This is a genomic window from Chryseobacterium sp. JM1 (assembly GCF_000737715.1).
Taxonomy (GTDB): Bacteria; Bacteroidota; Bacteroidia; order Flavobacteriales; family Weeksellaceae; genus Chryseobacterium.
Map to the genome: position 1 here is coordinate 36,696 of NZ_JPRN01000001.1, position 19,639 is coordinate 56,334.

Below are 19,639 nucleotides of genomic sequence, written 5' to 3' on the forward strand. Positions count from 1 at the left end.
TTTACCTATAAAAGACATGTACTGAGTATATTTATGAAGGGTTTATGGAGCAGTTGAAGTTCCCAGCGCTACCATGATTGCTTTCTGGATTGTCTTCTGTGAAGCGTACTGCGCACCGCAGACAAGGCTGGTAAAGAGATACTGGCCTTTATCTATAACAATCGAGCTCTCATCATGGGCAGGAATAGCGAGTCTGTATTTGGTGGTTCCTACACCTTCCATTCTTACAATGATATTGCAGTCGGACTTATTCTGGATGAGTACAATACTTTCCTTGCTGTTGGGGTCGTTATCGAATAGCGAGTTTAATATTTTTACCGTTTTGTTTTGATGTTCCATGGGATTTACGGCCATCAGCATATTGAATTCTTCGGCTTCGGCATTGGGAATGGCTGTATTGGCAGCGGCATTAACGACAAATGTGTTCTGGGCAGTACTTGGGGTATACACTACGGTAGACTGTTTGGCGGCAAGTTCTGCTTTATATTTTGCGATCTGTTTCTGTTTGATAATGGCATTCATTTCATCGAAACTGATCTTTGTAGACGGTCTTCTTTTCAAAAGGGCAAGCATTTCCTGCATATCTTTTACTTTCTGATCTGCGGGATGGGCGTCTTTAATGTAGGCGGTCATCAATTCCATGACGCGGGGTTTCAGAACAGACCTTCGCGGATCATCAGGATGGGCATCTCTGAGAAAAGCATTGATCTCATAGATGTTCTTACTTTTTATAATATTGCTGTAGTCTTTTCCCTTTTTCTGGGCAGACACACTAAAACAAAGAACGGAAACAATAAGTAAAAGTAATTTTTTCATTGACTAATATTAAGTAAAAGTTTGGTGTTCTCTCTTAATTTGTGTTTGGTCAATTAGTTTCTCAATAATAACGGTGTTCTGTTGTTTTTATTTTAAACACTTAATTGTGATATGAAATTAAGCATAATTTTAAACAAAAAAGAAATGTATACTATAAATTTTAAATAGTATACATTTCTTTACTAGTATTTATTTCGAAAAATTATTTAATTACTTCCTGAAGATTCGAGGTTTTCAGCCTTTTCTGATAGATCGGAAGATACTTTTCAATCGGGACTTTTATCGCCTCAAAATTGCCGGCTAATACATATGCCTCTATATTTTCTGAGGTATAGACAAACTGAAGGAAGTTATCAATCAGGTTTTCCGGAATCTTAAATTTGGCAAAATAATCTTTCCCCAGATAATTTTTGATCTGAGACACAGAATTATTCATCCTTTCATAGGCCATATAACGCTGCTTTTTCTTTCTGTCTCCCGAAAGGATGTCGTAGATGCTTTCCAGACTGAAAGTAAGCCCTCCGTCCCTTAATCCGGCTACAGGAAGCTCAGGAGAAGTGCCGTCACCTTTTGGCTCAGGCAGGCCGATCACTTTTTTAAGGGCCAGTCCTTTATCTACTTTACGGATAGAATTGACGTCATACCTTAGATTTCCGGTAGGTTTAAAGCGGTTTAATACAATTTCCTGAATCTCGTAATACGCTATTTTTAATTCTATTAAATTTTTCTGCTGTATCATCTGGGGAGTCAGTTTTACGTCTTTCCTTTCGGTAACGATGGAGGTAAAACGGATCACATCCCCCGGAACTGCCGGTATGTTATAGGTGCCGTTATAATCGGTAAGTACGGTTTTCTGAGTATTCAGATTGGTGACATAAACCTGGTTAAGATATAAGATCGAATTATCTCTTAAGAATACCTCTCCGGAGTAGATCTGTGCACTGACTTTTGCTAGAAAAACCAGCATCAAAAGGGTAATTAGCTTCTTCATATAATTAGGGCAAAATTACGTAGAAATACAGCAATTTATACCTATTTAGATAGTGATCTCAGGTTAAAGTTATATTAAACTTTAACACTAAACTGTTAATGAATGTTATAAACTTATATAAATTAAAACGATAGGGTGAAATTTCAACTAATATCACGAAAATGATTTACTTTAAATTCAGAATAAAAAGTCTTCGTTTTCCCAATCAGCCGGGAAATTTGAAGATGGAAACGAGTAATAACTTCCATCTTCCATCCTTTAGTCTTAGTCTTAGTCTTAGTCTTAGTCTCAACCTTAGCCTTAGGCTCAGCCTCCTATTTATGCTTCACCAGCAGCCAGCTCGAATATTTTACTGTAGTAGCAGTTCCAAACTCGCTCCAGCTGATAAAATACCAGTAAGTCGCTGTAGGCACAGGCCTTCCACCCATTCTTCCGTCCCACGTGTATCTGTTGTCTGGACTTCCTCTGAAAATCTCCGCTCCGTAACGGTCGAATATTCTGAATTCAAGATTGGTGTTACTCATCAGAGCAGAATAATCGATCTGTTCATTATGTCCGTCGCCGTTTGGAGTGATGGTATTGATCAGGTTGATGATGGCAAATGGCCTTGTCACTTCTTCACATAATTTGGAATCTCTTACAAAAACTTTATGAGCTCCTCTTGGCACATTGTTGAAAATATTTGAACTCTGCCAGCTTACTCCATCAAGAGAGTATTCATAAGGAGGTGTTCCTCCGCTTGCGCCTACCGTTACTGTAGTTCCGTTGATCTCAATAGAAGTAATCATTGGGGTGGGTGATTCAGTCACGGTAACCGTCTGTCTGTACACACAACCGTTAAAGGTAAGCTCTACCCAATAGGTTCCCACAGTGACATTGGAAATGGATGGTGAAGTGGCTCCCGTACTCCATAGATATTTTTCAAACCCCGGACCGGCATCTAATGTTGTCGTCGCTTTAGGGCAAATCACCTTGTCTTTTAAAATGTCAGACGCCTTTGGGGTCTTAATCGTAATTCTGATGGAACCCACCTCAGGACAAACTCCGTTTTTCTCGAATCTGATATAATACGTTTGAGTACCTGTGATATTTACAGTTGCTGCTATTGGGCTGGTATTATTCTGGGCATTGGCTAAAGTAGCAAAGAACGTATAAGTAACGTTCGGATCTATGGTAAATGACGGGATAAACTGGGCGAGATTAACCGCTTTTGTTCCGTCCAGATCATCATCACAGACATTGGTAGCCACAGATGTTGTTATTAAAGGAATTCTGGCTCCAATGCTGAATTGTAAAGGTTTTACCACTACGGCACAGCCATCCGGAGATTCCACTCTGATATAAATGGTTGTTGTAGCCGTATAACTCCAGCTGTTAGGAAGGGTATTGGCGTTTCCGGCATTGGCATCAGCGAGTGTAGCGTAGTATTTTACAATGGTGAAATAGCCCGGATTATTCAGGACAATGCCTGTGATATTCGGGAGTATAACGGTGACTGTTCCGTCCATATTGTCATCACAGAAAATGCCGTTGTAATTATTCAGAACGATGGCCAGATTGTATAGGGTAAGAGTGATCTGGGCAATACTTTTACAGCCCATGCTGTTTTTTACGACAGCATAGACGATAGTACCGTCCGCAGCTGTATAAGAATTGGGTGCAGTGATAAGAGCTGCTAAGTTTTCTGTCTGGGCATCTACAAGTGTAGGGTAGTAGGTGATCGCTACCGGTGAATTGTTGGTGACATTCGCAGAGGTAAGATTAAAGGTTCCCTGCCCATTGATATTACACGCTTTTAAAGTCACATTCATCACCTGAAGAGATAAAATATTAATCGTAACGGTTACCGTTTCACAATCCGTGAAAACAGGATCATTTCCACAAAATGTATAGGTGAAAGTATCCGTTCCTGTAGTCCCGGGTGTAGTCACATTGTACGTGATGACACCGGTTACAGGATTTATAACCGCTGTACCTAAAGTAGGAGGAGTCACAATAGCCACTGTAGAAGGTACCGGTGTTTGCGTGGAGGTTGTGAATGCTGGAGTTATGGTCTGTGTAGTACATACATTATAGGTTGATGTACTTAATTTTATACAGTTCAGTACCTTGAATTGGTCTGTGACCAGCGGTGCACAGCTACCCATCGTTACGGAACAGGTATAATATCCGGATTGTGTTGGGGTGATGGATGCTGCGTTAGCCCCCGGAATAATAGATCCGTTTACATACCATTGATACGTGTCATAAATAATAGGATCTACAGTAAGAACCATGCCCGGAACACAGGTTCCTCCCGATCTTAAAATAACAGGCTGGGTAGGAAATCCGGCAAAAAAACCTCCATATCCCACAGCATCACTTCCTGCATTGATTCCTGCAGTGATCGCCTTATCTGAAACTACGGTGATGGTTCCCGTTACATTGGGAATCCCATAGGTCACCCAGTTGGTGGTTCCCGTCATATTAAACGGACCTGTTGAAGCCAGAGGAGTCGCTCCGTTGACCTGAACATTGGCCCCACGTTGGGTAATAAGATTCAGTTTTGTAGGAATAGTAAGGATTCCGGATGGGTTAGCATTGGAGTGAACAAAATTTTCGTTAATAAAACCCAATTCATTGATCTGTTTCGGAAGATAGCAGTTCAGAGCCGGAATAAAATTAAATCCGCCGGTGGCTACCTCACTTCCGGAAGCTGAGTCTCCTGCAAGAACCTGATAGACGTATGCATTTTTAGAGGTTCTTAAATAAAGATTATAATGACCTCCTCCCTGATTCATATATTTTGAATCGGGAATAACGAAATACTGCCCTGCATTGATCGTCGTAAGAGGTGGGATTTCATCATTGACAAAAATTTGGGTATTGTCTTCTGTAGCAATAACGATGGCTCCTTCCATATTGGAGCCTATGCTGCCGTTTCCTTTGACAAGAGCAAATTCAGTTCCCAGCCTTTCCACCGGAACGGCCTGATCCATTAAGATATCAGAACTGGTAGGATTGTTTCCCGCATACTGCCCGTTAAAATTCCCGTTGGTCAAATTGACCGGTTTATTGGCTGTGATCTTAGCGCCGATAAACGGATCTGTATTTCCGGGGGCCGAACCTATACCGTCTATAATATAAGACTGACCTTTATTGAGGGTAAAGGTCATGGTAGGGTTTGTAGCTCCTGTAGTTCCGTTTGAAAATACTGCAGTAGGTTTATATCCGCTTATGGTCACTGTTGTATTGTCTTCCGTAGCGAGAACGCTGGCCATAAAATTTAAGATGGGATTATTAACCGTAATGGGAGCATTGGCTGCGTAAAAGTTTTTTCCTGTGGAAGGTATCCCTTTTGATGTAATAATTTCGGCGTGGTTAAATACCGAGAATCTCAGATTGGCATAAAAGGGGAATTCTGCCTTTAAATATAATCCTTTCGAAGTAGGGGTAAATAGATCCGTCTGACTGGTGGTAATGATATAATTTCTAAGTACGTCAAATTTCTGGGGATTGTTTTTGCTGATATTTACTGTGCCGATAAGCACATTGTTGTTATAAATATTTACCGGAAAAGAAGTAGTCCTGTTGGTAGATAAGTATAATTTCTGATACGGATTCGGACTTCCGCTCCTGTCCATCATAGGAGCAAACCAATGTTCTCTGTCCAATTGGGCAAAGGTAAAGGTGAAAATACAAAATATAAATAGAAAAGATAAAGTTTTCTTCATTCAGTGCGGGAGTTTAACACAAATTTAATAATAAAATGTATTCATAGCTTGAAAAAGTAATAAAAAAACCGCGATGTTAAAATCGCGGTTTTAAAACTTATATTTTTCAGTGATTATTCTCTGCCTTTTACAAGAATCCAGCCTGTATATTTTACAGGAGTTTGCTTGCCAGCAGGTTCATTCCAGTGAATCTCAAACCAGTAGTTTCCGGTAGAAACCCTCTTGCCTCCAATGGTTCCGTCCCATTTATAGCCGTTGGTTTTATCACCCTGGAATATTTTGCTTCCATAGCGGTCGAAAATACTGAACTCAAGGTTCTTCTTAGCCGACAGCAATGAATAATCCAGAACATCATTCACGCCGTCACCGTTTGGTGTAATAGCATTGATCAGGTTTGGAATTGTGATTTCAACTTTAATAGGATCACAGTTGTAGCTGTCCTTCACATACACCGTGGATATTCCTCTTGCCACATCCGTAAATATATTGGAATCCTGCCACTGGATATTGTCGATCGAATACTGATAAGGCGGATTTCCACCTATCGCATATACGGTAACAGTAGTATTGGAAATTTCAATATTGGAAACCACCGGCTGTTCTGAAGCATACACTTTTACGGTCTGAAGGGTTACACAGTCTCCTGTTTTCAATTTTACCCAATACGTTCCCACACCTGCATTTTGTATAGCCTGTGTAGTAGCACCTGTGCTCCACGCATACCCTGAGAAACCGGGACCTGCATCCAGTGTTGTTTTATCCTCAACACAAATGATCTTGTCAACCAAGACTGTAGATTTTACAGGAGGAAGAACGGTCAGTGTTACCTGAGCCACTCTGTAGCAGCCATTCGCGTTGATTACTTTTACATAAGCAACTCCCGTAGGAGCAATGTAGTTGGCAGGATTCAGGATCTCGTTGGTACTGTTGTCAGCATCCGTTGGAGAAGGGTAGTATTTTTTAGTAACTCCCGGCTGTACGGTGACAGGAGCATTGGTAAGGTTAAATAGCCCTGTTGAAGGATTATCTTCCAGAAAACAGGCCCTTAAAGCAGCATTGTTAACGGTTGGACTTTCTGAAACAGTTAAATTTAGCGTTACCTGCTCACAATCTGTAAAGTTCGGGTTGTTTCCACAGAATTTATACACAAAAGAATCAGGGCCTACATAATTAAAGGCAGGCGCATAGCTGATCACACCTGTAGCAGGATCGATCACTGCATTACCGTTTGTAGGAGGAGTGATGATGGTCACAGAACCCGGAACTACAGCCTGGGTCGAATTTGTAAATGTCGGAACAATGAGCTTTACCCCATCACATACGGTTTGGTTGGATGTAGTTTCCGCAAGACATGTGAAAACTTTGTAAACAGGTGTAATGATTGGAGGACATGAGCCCACAGTGATCCTTACGGTATATTCACCGGATTGTGTAGGCGTAAAGGAATTCGTTGTAGCTGCCGGAATAGGAGTTCCATCTCTGAACCACTGATAAGAATCAAAACTGTCATCCAGTTCCAGTACAATTCCCGGGATACAGTCACCCGTCTGTTTTGCTATGACAGGAATCGAGGAGAACCCGGCGAAATATCCACCGTAGCCTACTACACCGCTTCCTCCGGAAATCCCAGCAGTTACAGCCTTTGTTGATGTGATGGTAACGTTTCCTGTTACATTCGGAACAGAATAGGATACCCAGGATGTAGTTCCTGATACAGGATAAGGTCCCTGAGCTGCAGGAGGAGTTGCTCCGTTGACCGTAACTCCGGCTCCTGTTTCTGTAAGGATATTTAATTTTACATTATTAGTTGTAGGAGGGAGGATATTAATGTTTCCTATCTCGTCAATTTTTCTTGGAAGATAACAGTTCAATGGGGGAATATAATTAAACCCGATGGTAGCGTTACTTGTCGCTACACCCGCCAATAGCTGATATACATAAACATTTTTGGTTGTTTTGATGTACATATTGTAATGGTTGTTCCCCTGGTTGATGTAATTGTTGTTATTCAGTTTGTTGACTCTGTAGCTTTCACCTTCATTCAGGGTGACTGCCGGAGCTGTCCCGTTGTTGATATACACCTGTGTACCACCTTCGGTAGCTACAATCAGGGCATCTTCCATTCTCTCGCTGATGTCTCCGTTTCCTTTTACAAGAACGAATTCATTTCCCAGACGGTCCGTAGGTACAGACTGGTCCATGACAATATCAGACCCATCGAAGATACTACCCGGAGGTATAATGGCAAACTGGCCGTTGAAATTTCCGTTGGTTACGGAAATCGGTTTATCAGCTTCTATTTTGGCTCCAATAAAGCCTTCTTTATTTCCTGCCATATCACCTGTTCCCTCAATAATATAAGACTGGCCTTTATTAAGCGTGAAGGTGAGTGTAGGATTGGTAACAGCTGTCCAGCCGTTGGTAAATATTACATTGGGAGAATAGTTAGAAACAGTCACCACCGTATTATCTTCCGTAGCCATGATACCCGCTGTAAAGTTCAGAGAAACAAGAGGGTTTTCTAATGGCGAAACGACAGCATAAAACTTTTTACCGATTCCGGCTTTACCCTTAGAGGTCAGAATTTCACCATGGCTGGCTACGGAAAACCTGAAGGTAGCGAAATAAGGTTTCGTTCCTTTGGTATAAAGTCCCTTGTTGACCGGAGCAAACATTTCAGACGGGTTACTGGTGATGATAGATCCCAGAGGAATCTGGAATGTCTGGGGTGCTCCTTTGGCGACAGTTACTGTCCCAAGCAGGGTATTGTTACTGTAGATTTCCACCGGAAAAGGGGTGGTGGAATCTGTTGAAAAATATAACGCCTGTTGCGGAGAAGAAATCTGGGTGCTTCGGGCTGCCATAGGGGCAAACCAATGCTCAGTATCTCTCTGTCCAAAAAGCGGATTAATTGCTGTAAACAGCAAAAGAAAAATGAGTAAAAATATTTTCATTTATTTGGGAATTAGGATTGCCGCAAAAATAGGAGAATATTTAATGTGGAATTACAAAATATGTAAAAAATGTTGATTTTGGGTTAAAAAAAAACCGCGATCAGGGATCGCGGTTATATATATTATTAAGAAGGAAGGCTTATTCAAGGTTTTTAACTAAAATCCATCCTGTGTATTTAATTGGAGTTTTGTCCTTGTTGGATTCATTCCAGTTGATATGATACCAGTAAGTTCCTGTTAAAAGCTTTTTGTCGTAATGCTTTCCGTCCCACTTGTAATCATTGAATTTGTTTCCGGTGAAGATCATATTTCCATATCGGTCATAAATGACAAAAGAAAGGTTTTCTTTATAGGCTAGCTCGCTGTAGTCGATATAGTCATTTTTATTATCGCCGTTAGGAGTGATGGCATTAATCAGGTTAGGAACTGTTACTTCCACTGTTGTAGGATCACAATTGTAAGTGTCTTTTACGTAGAATGTGTGCTGGCCTCTTGTAAGTCCTGTAAACACATTCGAATCCTGCCAGTTTGTAGGAGTATCCACAGCATATTTGTAAGGCGCTTTTCCTCCGTTTACAACAATGGTAGCTGTAGTATTTGAAATTTCAATCTTAGTGATTACCGGATCTTCCGCTTTTCTTACTCTTACGACTTGTTTTAGTAAACATCCGTTTTTACCCAGGATTACAGAATATTCTCCGATACCTACATTTTGAATGGAAGCTGTAGTAGCTCCTGTACTCCATAAGTAAGAATCATATCCCGGTCCTGCATTCAGATTCGTTTTACTGTCTACACAGATAAACTGATCTACAAGAATCGGAGATTTTTTGATTGGAAGAGCGATCAGTTCAATTTTTGCATTGGCTGTACATCCTTCGCTTGTCGTTACTTTTACATATACAAATCCTCCGGCAGACGGATAATTGTCTGGAGTCAGAATTTCATTCGTTCCTGCTGTAAGGTCAGCCATTGTAGGATAGTATTTTTTTACTACCAAAGCGTAGTCTGTAACGCTGGCTTTCGTAAGATCGAAATAAGCATACGGATCTACATCATACTGACATGCCTTGATCGTAGCATCTCTCACGGTGAAAGGAACTACTGTAAGATTTAATGTAATCTGCTCACAGTCGATAAACTCAGTAGCATTGCCACAGAATTTATATACAATCTGATCAGGACCATAGTAGTTGGCATTCGGCGTATAGGTGATCGTTCCGTTTGGATTAACCACTGCTACTCCGTGTGCTGCCGGCGTAATGAGAACAAGTGTACCTGGTACAACCGCCTGCGTTGACGATGTGAATGCAGCTGTGATTACTTTTGTAGAACATGCATTAAGGGTCTGAGTTGTAAGTTTCAGACAGCTGAATACTTTATACACTGGTGTAGTAACCGGCGGACATGTGCCCATCGTTACTTTTACCGTATAGTTTCCTGATGTTGCAGGTGAAAATGTATTGGCATTGGCTCCCGGAATAGCTGTTCCGTTTAAGAGCCATTGGTAGGTTTCATACCCGTCATCCACTTCAAGAATGATTCCAGGGGCACATTCACCTGTTTTTTTAGCAATTACAGGAATGGAAGAGAAACCCGCGAAGTATCCACCGTATCCTGCAGTGCTGTATCCACCGTTAATTCCCGCAGTTACTGCTTTGTTGGATGTGATGGTGACGTTTCCTGAGATACCCGGTACAGCATAAGTTACCCACTGGGTATTCCCGGTAAGAGGGTAAGGTCCCTGATCAGCGGTAGGAGGGAATCCGTTTACCATAACCGTAGCTCCAGCTTCCGTAAGAATATTAAGCTTCAAATTAATGGTTGAGGTAGTAATACCCGGCATCTCATTAATTTTACCGATTTCATCAATCTTTCGGGGAAGGAAACAGTTTAATGGTGGAATGTAGTTGAATCCACATGTTGCATTATCAGCATTGATGGCAACAAACTGGTACAGATAGACATTTTTATTGGTCGAAATGTACATGTTGGCATGAGTTCCTGTTCCGGGTTGTGTGATGTAGTTCACTTCATCAATCCTGTACCATCCACCTGCACTCAGAGTAGCAGCGGGAGTCGTGGAACCGTTTAAATAAACTTCAGTATTGTTTTCTGTAGCGATGATAATTCCCCCTTCCATATTGGCTGCGGGCTTGGTAGACTTGGTTTTTACGATAGCGAAAGTATTTCCAAGTCTTTCTGTAGGAACAGACTGATCGAGTACTGCATCTGATCCACCGGGTGAATCTACTCCAAAGTTACCGTTGCTGCTTCCGTTGGTAAGGGTTACCGGTTTATCTGCTACCACCTTGGCTCCCATAAATCCGGATAGGTTGGCATCTGTAGTTCCGGGACCTGCTAAAATAAACGATTCTCCTTTATTTAGGGTAAATGACTGTGAATTTCCTGTAGGTGTTCCTCCATAAAATACCAATCCGTTGGTATTCCATGATACGGTTACGTTGGTATTATCTTCTGTAGCCAATATCCCTGCTGTAAAGTTGTAATTACTTGTATAAATGCTCGAAGCAGGTGTATTGGGGCTGGTAGCAACATAAAATTCTTTACCGATACCTGCCTTTCCTTTACTGGTGATAATTTCACCATGGGAAAACTGTGCAAGTCTCAAACTGCAGTAAAACGGTTTATCTCCTTTCAGGTATAGTCCCTTGGTGATTACTTTAAATGCTTCTGTTGTAGCTGAGGCAAAGACGAAACTGGCCGTTGGAGTATAGGTAACAGGATTACCTTTACTTACTGTAACGGTAGTAAGCAGTGCATTATTGTTGTATATCTTTACATCAAACGGAGTTACAGAATCTGTAGAAATATACAGTGTATTCGTGTAAGCTGTTGATACGGTATTGTAGTATGGCGCAATCCAGTGCTCTGTGTCTCTTTGGGCAAAGAGCGAGTGAATTGTAAAAAACAACAACACGAAACTGAGTAGATATCTTTTCATGTGGGTAAGGAATTAGGATTTCTACAAATTTAAAATAATATTTGAAATAGTATTAAATAAATATAACAAAAGTTAAAAATTAATCACGATTTTTAATTAAAAGCCATCCGGAATACGAAACTGGTAATTTTGTATCAGGCTCCGTCCAGGTGATTACATACCAATACGTTCCCGTAGGAAGATTTCTTCCGTTTACCTTTCCGTCCCATATGTAATTTTTGTCAGATGACCTGTAAACAGACATACCATAACGGTCGGCAACCTCTATGATCACATTCTGTTTGATCCTTAAATCTGAGTAATTAAGAACATCGTTAAGCCCGTCCCCATTCGGTGTGATGGCATTTACAAGATTCAGTACCAGAAATTCTTTAGTCACAGGAAGACATCCGTCTGATCCTAAAACATATACTTTGTGAATTCCTCTTGAAAGGCCCGTGAAAACATTGGAAGTCTGATAATTCATTCCGTCAAGGGAATATTGATAAGGAGGGGTTCCGCCTGTTACATACACTGTAGCACTGGATGATGAGACCTCTATTTTTGTAATGGTAGGCCCCTGAGCTGTTGTTACGCTTACCGTTTGACGGTATACACATCCGTTGAATCCTAAATCTACATAATAATTTCCTACCCCTACTGTTATACTCTGCGATGTAGCGCCGTTGCTCCATAGATAGGAAGAGAATCCAGGTCCTGCATCCAGAATCACTTTTTCAACAGAACAGACTACCTGGTTGCGAAGGGTGGTTGATTTTTTAGGTGTTTTTAAAGTCAGTTTCAGAGTTCCGGTATTGGGACATCCTGAGCTGCTTTGGAATCTTACATAATAGGTATGAACTGAAGTTATATTCTGTGTCGGAGAAATAGCATTGATTCCCGCCTGAGCATCAGCCAGAGAAGAATGAAATGAAAGAATTACCGTTGGGTCCGTAGTAAATAAATTCTTATAATCATTAAGATTCGCAGATTCAGAACCGCCCAGGTCATTATCACAGACATCTGCTGCAACTGAATTCGTGATCAGGGTAATTTTAGCTCCGATCTTAAAGTTAATCTGTCCAAATGCGGCAGCACAGTCACCGGTATTGGGTGAGACCCTTACGTAAACCGTTGTATTCGCCGTGTAAGTCCAGTTAGTTGGAAGATTATTGTTGTTTCCTGCTGTAGCATCTGCCTGAACAAGATAGTATTTTACAGTAAAATTGGCAGAATTGGTTACGATCTGTGGGGTTACTGTAGCGAAATTGACACTAATGATTCCGTCAAAATCATTATCACAGAAATTCGCATTAAAATTGCTGGTATTCACATTCGGTGAAGGATTCAGAGTTAATGTGATCTGTGCTGGTTTAGAACATCCGAATGAAGAAGTCACATTGGCATAAATGGTTCCCGCAGGCCCCGAATAGGTAGCAGGGCTGGCAATCTGTCCCGTTAAATTAGCATTCGTATAATAAGTGGCTGTTGTTCCGGTATCCGGACTTAAAACAGCAGTTGTCAGATCAAATGTTCCGTTTCCATTGTTGCTGGCGCAGGAAGACAGGGCAGCATTCTGAGTCTGAAGAACATCAATATTCACCACCACTTTGAAATATTCAAAATCTGCGGGGGTTCCGTTTCCGTCAATAAAATAAATAAAAGAATCTGTAGCATCTGCCGTAAGACCTGCATTGGGTGTATAAGTGATTTGTCCTGTTGTAGTATTTACCGTAGCTGTACCATTGGTTGGCTGTGCAATAATGCTCGTATGGGAAGGAACGATAGCCTGCGCAGAAGCGGTGAAAACCGGCGTGATCACTTTTGTATTACATGATCCGATGTTATAGGTTGTTGTGGATATCGGTGGGCATAATGTATATTCATATTCAGAAGTAAGCCTCGATTCACAGTTGTTTTTGGTGATAAAGCAGGTATAAGTTCCCGCTCCATACAATTCAGGATTGATAAAATAAGAAGTAGCTCCGGGAATTAAAACACCGTTGAAATACCATTGGTACGCATCATAACTGTTGTCCACTTCAAGACGGATTCCAGCATAACAATCACCTGTTTTTGTAATCGCAGGAACTGAAGAGAATCCGGCGAAATATCCTCCATACCCTACAGCACCGCTTCCTGCTGCAATTCCTGCTGTGACAGGTTTTGTCGAATTGATGGTGACATTTCCGGAAACATTCATCACGGAATAAGTAACCCATCCCGGATTTCCGGTGACAGGATAAGGACCTGTAGCCGCAGCCACAGGATTACCGTTCAGTGTTACGGCCGCACCTGTCTGCGTAATAATATTAAGTTTAGTATCATAATAAGTACCTCCGATCCTGTTAATAAAGCCAATTTCATTGATCTCTTTAGGCAAGAAACAGCTTAATGGCGGGATGAAATTCATACCTCCAGTCTGATAAACCGTACTTCCGGAAGCCCCGGCCAGAAGCTGATACACGTAAACGTTTTTGCTCGCGGAAATATTCATATTGTAATGTCCGTTACCCTGGTTGAGATAGCTGGTGCCTTCAATCATATAATAGCCTCCCGCATTAAGGTTAACACCTGGTACAGGGTTTCCGTTGACCATAAGCGTGGTATTGTTTTCTGTAGCAATGATCATGGCTTTTTCCATCCCTACACTCGCGGGACCGTTTCCTTTTACCATCACAAAATCTTTCCCCAATCTGTCTATAGGAACCGCCTGATCCATCAGAATATCTACATTGCTGTTATTTTGAGTAGTATAAAGACCATTGAAGTTTCCGTTGGTTACAGATACGGGTTTATTGGCAACAAGCTTTGCACCCAATAATCCTTTTCTGTTACTGGCACCTCCCATATCGCTTATGACATCTATGATATAAGATTTTCCTTTGTTAATGGTAAATGTTCTGTTTGGCATTACGCTGCCGTTGGAGAATACAACGTCGGAATTATAACCTGATAAAGTTACGGTCGTATTATCCTCCGTAGCTGTCACTCCCAAAGTAGAGTTTACATAATCTTTTGGATAGGTCGTGGGTGCTGTTCCTATGAAAAAAGTTTTTCCGATCCCGGCCAATCCTTTCGAAGTAATAATTTCTGCCTGACTGGGAACCGAAAATCTGAAGTTGGCAAAGAACTTTTTATTTCCTTTTGCATGCAGTCCCATGGAATTCTGTGTAAAGAGGCTGCCGGGCGTGGAAGCAATCATATAATTGTTCGGAACCGTCAATTGTACTGGGTTTCCTTTACTTACCTGTACGGTAGAAAAGACAACATTATTATTGGAAACCTGTACAGAAAAAGGGACCGTTTCGTTAGTCGACAGGTATAGATAACATTGGGGTGTTCCCTGAAGAGAGCTGGCAGACATGGGAGCAAACCAGTGCTCGGTATCCAGCTGCGCATTAAGGATCAGACAAAGAAAAGTGCAAATAGCTAGTAGAAATTTTTTCATGCTTTATTATAAGGGGCAGCAAATTTAAACATTAATAATCTATTTCTAGCTTAAAATATTTCATAAATAGACACTTACGGTTAAGTTGATGAATATTTAAGATTCACTTCATATTAGGTTAACAGCGGCGCATGATTCCATAAAAAATCCCGGTGAATATTCACCGGGATCCGTATTTTCTTTGAAAGAGATTAAGCTAAGCTAATTCTTACAAATCCTGTTACTTTAAGGTCTGAATTTACAGATTTTACATAGTCAGCAACAGAGATGCTTCCGTCTTTAATGAAAGACTGGTGTACCAATGTGTTGTCTTTGTAGAATTTCTGCATTTTACCTTTAAGGATGTTGTCGATAATGTTTTCAGGCTTACCTTCTTTTACAAGAAGTTCTCTTTCGATCTCTAATTCTTTGTCGATCGTTTCCTGAGAAACTCTGGTTTCGTCTAAAGCGATAGGGTTCATCGCAGCAACCTGCATAGAAACAGACTTAGCAGCTTCGTCAGCACCATCTACCTTAGCAGAAAGTGAAGTGATCGCTGCGATTTTGTTTCCAGCGTGGATGTAAGCTCCAAGGAATGGACCTTCGATTCTTTCGAAAGCTCCGATCTCGATTTTCTCACCGATAACTCCTGTTTGCTCGATTAATTTTTCAGCAACAGTAAGTCCGTGGAAATCTGTAGCTAAAAGCTCTTCTTTAGTAGCAGCGAAGATAGCCATTTCAGCTAATTCGTAAGCTAGTTCGATGAAAGCTTCATTTTTTGCAACGAAGTCAGTTTCGCAGTTTAGAGAGATTACCACACCTAAAGTGTTGTCCTCGTTTACTCTAGCGATTACCGCACCTTCAGAAGATTCTCTGTCAGCTCTGTTTGCAGCTACTTTCTGTCCTTTTTTTCTAAGGATATCTACTGCTTTTTCGAAGTCTCCTTCTGCTTCAACTAGAGCTTTCTTGCAGTCCATCATACCTGCACCTGTTTGGTTTCTTAATTTCGCTACGTCTGCAGCAACTGGTGTATAAGACATAATATCTATTATTTTTTATTTAAGATTAGTATTAATTTTTAGCTTAATTTTAGAGCAGGGCAAAGATAATGATTTTAATGATAAACTAAAAAATGACTTTTCACGTTATTGATATATTTAATACTATTTTAAAGACTTGATTAATGAAAAAAATCTTTCTACTCATATTTCTCTGCATTTTTACACTAGGTTTTTCCCAAAAAAAGAAAAAATCGAAATCTAAGGCTGTGGTAGAAAAAGAAACGGTAATCATCTATACAGAGCAGGATGCGGAGGCTTCAAAAGAGGCCAGAGTGATCGCCGGTTTCCTGAAACAAAACCCCGGACACGCCAAATCAGATTATTTTAAAAGAAAACTGATCGATATGATCATGGCAGATAATTCTCCTGAAGCTAAACCTACCATTAAACCAATCAGTAAAGAGAAAATTGAAAAAATTGTTAAGAATAACGAACTGAACAGCGGAAAAACAATTGCAAATACAGCTGCGCCTGCAACTACAACCGCAAAGTCGGAGAGAACGGTCAGTTATGCTTCTGTAGGATCTGCGAAAAGTACCGGAAAAACGAGCAGCAAAGCGGAACCCAGTGAGGAAAACAAAAGAACAGCTGCTATGCTTACCCATCTTTTTAATAATGACATCAGTAAAAATGATGCATATATCAATATTAAGAACAGATCAAGCTGTAATCTGATTGTAAAAATAAGCGGAAAAAAATATTATAATCTGACGGTTCCTGCCAGAGGAGAGAATTTTATCCTCATCGATAAAGGGGAATATGTACTCACCACCATGGTGTGTGACGCTAAATATTCTTCTCTGAAAAAGATCGATAAAGATATTGAGATTGCATTGAATGTATCCGAATGATACCAATAAGAAGGAAACTATAAGCAAAAACGGTTAAGAAATATTTCTTAACCGTTTTATTTTTTATCCTTTAAACTGTCCCATTGCAATGAATTTCTCCTGCCTTTGGGTTTCAAGTTCCTGTCCTGAGAATTTTGAAAACGCTTTGATATTCTGTAAAATTGAATTTTTCAGATTCAGATAAGCTGTTTCCGGGTCATACTGAGCACCTCCAAGTGGTTCTTCAATAATACCATCGATGAATTTTTCTCTTAAAGCATCTTTTGGGGTAAGGTTCAATGCATTGGCTGCATCTTCCTTGTGGTCCCAGTTTCTCCATAAAATAGAAGAACAGCTTTCCGGAGCAATTACCGTATACCATGTATTTTCAAGCATGTATACTTTGTTTCCTACACCTATTCCCAAAGCTCCACCACTTGCTCCTTCACCAATGATATAGGTGAAAATAGGCGTTTTAAGCTGAACCATTTCAAAAATGTTTCTGGCGATAGCTTCACCCTGTCCTCTTTCTTCAGCTTCCAGACCAGGATAAGCTCCTGGCGTGTCTACTAAAGTGACTACAGGAATGTTGAATTTCTCAGCAAGCTTCATCAGTCGCAAAGCTTTTCTGTATCCTTCAGGATTCGGCATTCCGAATCTTCTGTACTGTCTTTCTTTGGTCGTTCTCCCTTTCTGGGTTCCGATGATCATTACTCTCTGACCGTCCAATGTAGCTAAACCGCCGATCATGGCCGGGTCATCTGCGAAATTTCTGTCTCCGTGAAGTTCCAGAAAACTTCCTTTGTCTACCATTCCGTTGATATAGTCGATTGTATAAGGACGATCCGGATGGCGGGATAGTTGTACTCTCTGCCAAGGGGTAAGGTTTTGGTAGATTTCTTTTTTCTTTTCCAAAATCTTATCCTCAATCTGGCTGCATGCTAATTTTACATCAACACCACTTTCTTCTCCTACTAAAGAACAGGTCTGAAGTTGATCCATTAGATCTTTTATAGGAAGTTCGAAACTTAAATATTCCATTTCTTGAAGTAAATTAAATCTTTCAAATTTATGAAAAATTATGAAAAACTATTTAAAATTATTGATAGCATTGTTTATTCGGGAGATACTTTCCTCTTTTCCAATAAGTTCCATGATATCCGGAACGTCCGGGCCTTTCAGTTCTCCAACTAAGGCTAAACGGAGTGGCATCATCACTTTTCCCATTCCCAGGCCTTTGTTTTCCGCGAAATCGTGGATAGCCTGTTTGATAGTTTCTGAAGTATATTCAATGGTACCAAGGTTTTCTGCAAATTCTCCTAAAACGGCAGAAGTCTCGTCGTTCCATGCTTTTTTGGATGCTTTCTCATCATAAGAAGCAGGCGCTTCGAAGAAAAATTTCCCGTTTTCGTAGATATCTTTCGGGAAGGTAGCTCTTTCTTTCATCAAGCTGATAATTTTTAGCAGCTTTTCATCCTCAATATTTAAATTTAAATCTGAGCTTTTTAAAATCTGAAGCAATTCTTCGTCAGATTTTAATTGGATATACTGGTGATTGAACCATTCTGATTTTTCTTTGCTGAATCTTGCTCCGGCTTTATGAACTTTATTTAAATCAAATTCTTTTGCCATTTCATCCAGGGATAAAACTTCTTTATCGTCGGCAGGAGACCAGCCTAATAAAGAAACCATATTGATGAATGCTTCAGGAAGATAACCGCTTTCTCTGTACCCTTTAGATACATTTCCTGTTTTAGGATCTGTAAAATTTAACGGGAATACAGGGAATCCGAATTTATCACCGTCTCTTTTGCTTAATTTTCCGGAAAGTCCTTTCTTTAAAAACTGTTTTACAGAAGCGGTTAATGAATTATCTTTTTCATTTTCACCCAACATCGATTTGAATCTTGGACTTTTTACTTCAGAAAAGAAAGATTTAATAAGTGCTGCAGATTCTTCAAAAGAAAATTCATTGTTTTTGGCTATAAATTCTTCCGTGAAAGATTTTGTAATACTGTCAATATTATCTTTATTGATTAACGTTGAAACGTCAGGTTTTAAAATCAGTGAAAGGTGCGCAAACTGCGGAGCTTCCCAGCCCATTGCTTCGTACAGTAAAGTATGTAGACCTAAAGACGGCAGCCATTCTTCACCACGGATCACGTGAGAAATTTCCATTTCGTGGTCATCAATGATGTTGGCGAAATGATAGGTTGGCATTCCATCATTTTTCACTAAAACTTTATCATCTAAAGTATTGGTATTTACTGAAGAATGTCCACGGATAATATCTTCAAGATTTAAAGTTCTGTCAATTGGCATTTTGAATCTTACCACATAAGGGGTTTTCTCATCCAATAATTTCTGAACTTCCTCCTGAGAAAGGGCAAGACTGTTTCTCAGTTGGTTTCTGGTTTTGTTGTCATAAGAGAAAACATCTCCTTTCGCTTCGAACTCTGCACGGACGGCATCAAGCTCTTCAGGCGTATCAAAAGCGATGTAGGCATAGTCTGTTTTCAGGATCTGCTCCGTATATCTGTCGTAGATATCTCTTCTTTCAGACTGTCTGTAAGGTGCAAATTTTCCTCCTTTCTTAGGACTTTCATCAGGAATGATGCCGCACCATTCTAAAGCTTCTTCTATGTATTCTTCAGCGCCTTCCACATATCTGGCGGTATCTGTATCTTCAATTCGAAGGACAAATTCACCACCCTGGTTTTTAGCAAAAAGATAATCATATAATGCGGTTCTTACGCCTCCCAAATGCAAAGGTCCGGTAGGACTTGGAGCAAAACGAACTCTTACTTTCTCCATTTCAATTAAAATTTTGGTGCAAATTTACTTAAAATTACCTGAGTTCGGGTTATGAAAATTACGATAATAGGGCTGGAGGCTTGAAA

At 40.3% G+C, this 19,639-nt stretch carries 10 protein-coding genes; 1 reads left to right on the top strand and 9 read right to left on the bottom strand.

Features of this window, described 5'->3' with window-relative positions:
- Positions 1 to 42: 42 nt before the first annotated feature.
- The 7 genes from IW22_RS00170 to tsf form a co-directional block, all read right to left on the bottom strand.
- Positions 43 to 816 carry a DUF6759 domain-containing protein gene (locus tag IW22_RS00170; protein ID WP_034723196.1) on the bottom strand — a complete coding sequence of 258 codons (774 nt, stop codon included), beginning with the start codon at positions 814 to 816 and terminating at the stop codon, positions 43 to 45.
- A 202-nt stretch (positions 817 to 1,018) separates the two neighbouring features.
- Entirely contained in the window at positions 1,019 to 1,807 is a 789-nt protein-coding gene (locus IW22_RS00175) for a hypothetical protein (protein ID WP_051890847.1), read from the bottom strand.
- Positions 1,808 to 2,121: 314 nt separating this feature from the next.
- Complete coding sequence (locus tag IW22_RS00180) at positions 2,122 to 5,520, bottom strand: T9SS type B sorting domain-containing protein (protein WP_034723200.1); 3,399 nt, start codon at positions 5,518 to 5,520, stop codon at positions 2,122 to 2,124.
- 113 nt (positions 5,521 to 5,633) lie between these two features.
- The gene (locus IW22_RS00185) at positions 5,634 to 8,474 is read right to left on the bottom strand and encodes a T9SS type B sorting domain-containing protein (RefSeq protein ID WP_034723202.1); all 2,841 of its coding nucleotides are present in this window, start codon (positions 8,472 to 8,474) and stop codon (positions 5,634 to 5,636) included.
- Positions 8,475 to 8,613: 139 nt separating this feature from the next.
- Complete coding sequence (locus tag IW22_RS00190; protein WP_034723204.1) at positions 8,614 to 11,439, bottom strand: T9SS C-terminal target domain-containing protein; 2,826 nt, start codon at positions 11,437 to 11,439, stop codon at positions 8,614 to 8,616.
- 79 nt (positions 11,440 to 11,518) lie between these two features.
- Positions 11,519 to 14,869 (bottom strand): T9SS type B sorting domain-containing protein, encoded by a 3,351-nt coding sequence (locus tag IW22_RS00195; protein WP_034723207.1) that lies wholly within the window; start codon positions 14,867 to 14,869, stop codon positions 11,519 to 11,521.
- Positions 14,870 to 15,060: 191 nt separating this feature from the next.
- Positions 15,061 to 15,888, bottom strand: coding sequence for a translation elongation factor Ts (tsf, locus tag IW22_RS00200; protein ID WP_034723209.1), 828 nt, complete (start codon positions 15,886 to 15,888; stop codon positions 15,061 to 15,063).
- A gap of 143 nt (positions 15,889 to 16,031) precedes the next feature.
- Here tsf and IW22_RS00205 point away from each other — a divergent pair, with 143 nt between their 5' ends.
- Entirely contained in the window at positions 16,032 to 16,760 is a 729-nt protein-coding gene (locus IW22_RS00205; RefSeq protein WP_034723212.1) for a DUF6759 domain-containing protein, read from the top strand.
- Positions 16,761 to 16,823: 63 nt separating this feature from the next.
- Here the strand turns inward: IW22_RS00205 and IW22_RS00210 are convergent, their stop codons facing one another.
- Entirely contained in the window at positions 16,824 to 17,780 is a 957-nt protein-coding gene (locus tag IW22_RS00210) for an acetyl-CoA carboxylase carboxyltransferase subunit alpha (RefSeq protein ID WP_034723213.1), read from the bottom strand.
- Between the two features lie 48 nt (positions 17,781 to 17,828).
- Positions 17,829 to 19,553 carry a glutamate--tRNA ligase gene (gltX, locus tag IW22_RS00215; RefSeq protein ID WP_034723214.1) on the bottom strand — a complete coding sequence of 575 codons (1,725 nt, stop codon included), beginning with the start codon at positions 19,551 to 19,553 and terminating at the stop codon, positions 17,829 to 17,831.
- Positions 19,554 to 19,639: the final 86 nt, after the last annotated feature.

Bases quoted from the DNA above. Each gene is read 5' to 3' on its own strand.
- IW22_RS00170 (WP_034723196.1), bottom strand. From the start codon at position 816: ATGAAAAAATTACTTTTACTTATTGTTTCCGTTCTTTGTTTTAGTGTG.
- IW22_RS00175 (WP_051890847.1), bottom strand. From the start codon at position 1,807: ATGAAGAAGCTAATTACCCTTTTGATGCTGGTTTTTCTAGCAAAAGTC.
- IW22_RS00180 (WP_034723200.1), bottom strand. From the start codon at position 5,520: ATGAAGAAAACTTTATCTTTTCTATTTATATTTTGTATTTTCACCTTT.
- IW22_RS00185 (WP_034723202.1), bottom strand. From the start codon at position 8,474: ATGAAAATATTTTTACTCATTTTTCTTTTGCTGTTTACAGCAATTAAT.
- IW22_RS00190 (WP_034723204.1), bottom strand. From the start codon at position 11,439: ATGAAAAGATATCTACTCAGTTTCGTGTTGTTGTTTTTTACAATTCAC.
- IW22_RS00195 (WP_034723207.1), bottom strand. From the start codon at position 14,869: ATGAAAAAATTTCTACTAGCTATTTGCACTTTTCTTTGTCTGATCCTT.
- tsf (WP_034723209.1), bottom strand. From the start codon at position 15,888: ATGTCTTATACACCAGTTGCTGCAGACGTAGCGAAATTAAGAAACCAA.
- IW22_RS00205 (WP_034723212.1), top strand. From the start codon at position 16,032: ATGAAAAAAATCTTTCTACTCATATTTCTCTGCATTTTTACACTAGGT.
- IW22_RS00210 (WP_034723213.1), bottom strand. From the start codon at position 17,780: ATGGAATATTTAAGTTTCGAACTTCCTATAAAAGATCTAATGGATCAA.
- gltX (WP_034723214.1), bottom strand. From the start codon at position 19,553: ATGGAGAAAGTAAGAGTTCGTTTTGCTCCAAGTCCTACCGGACCTTTG.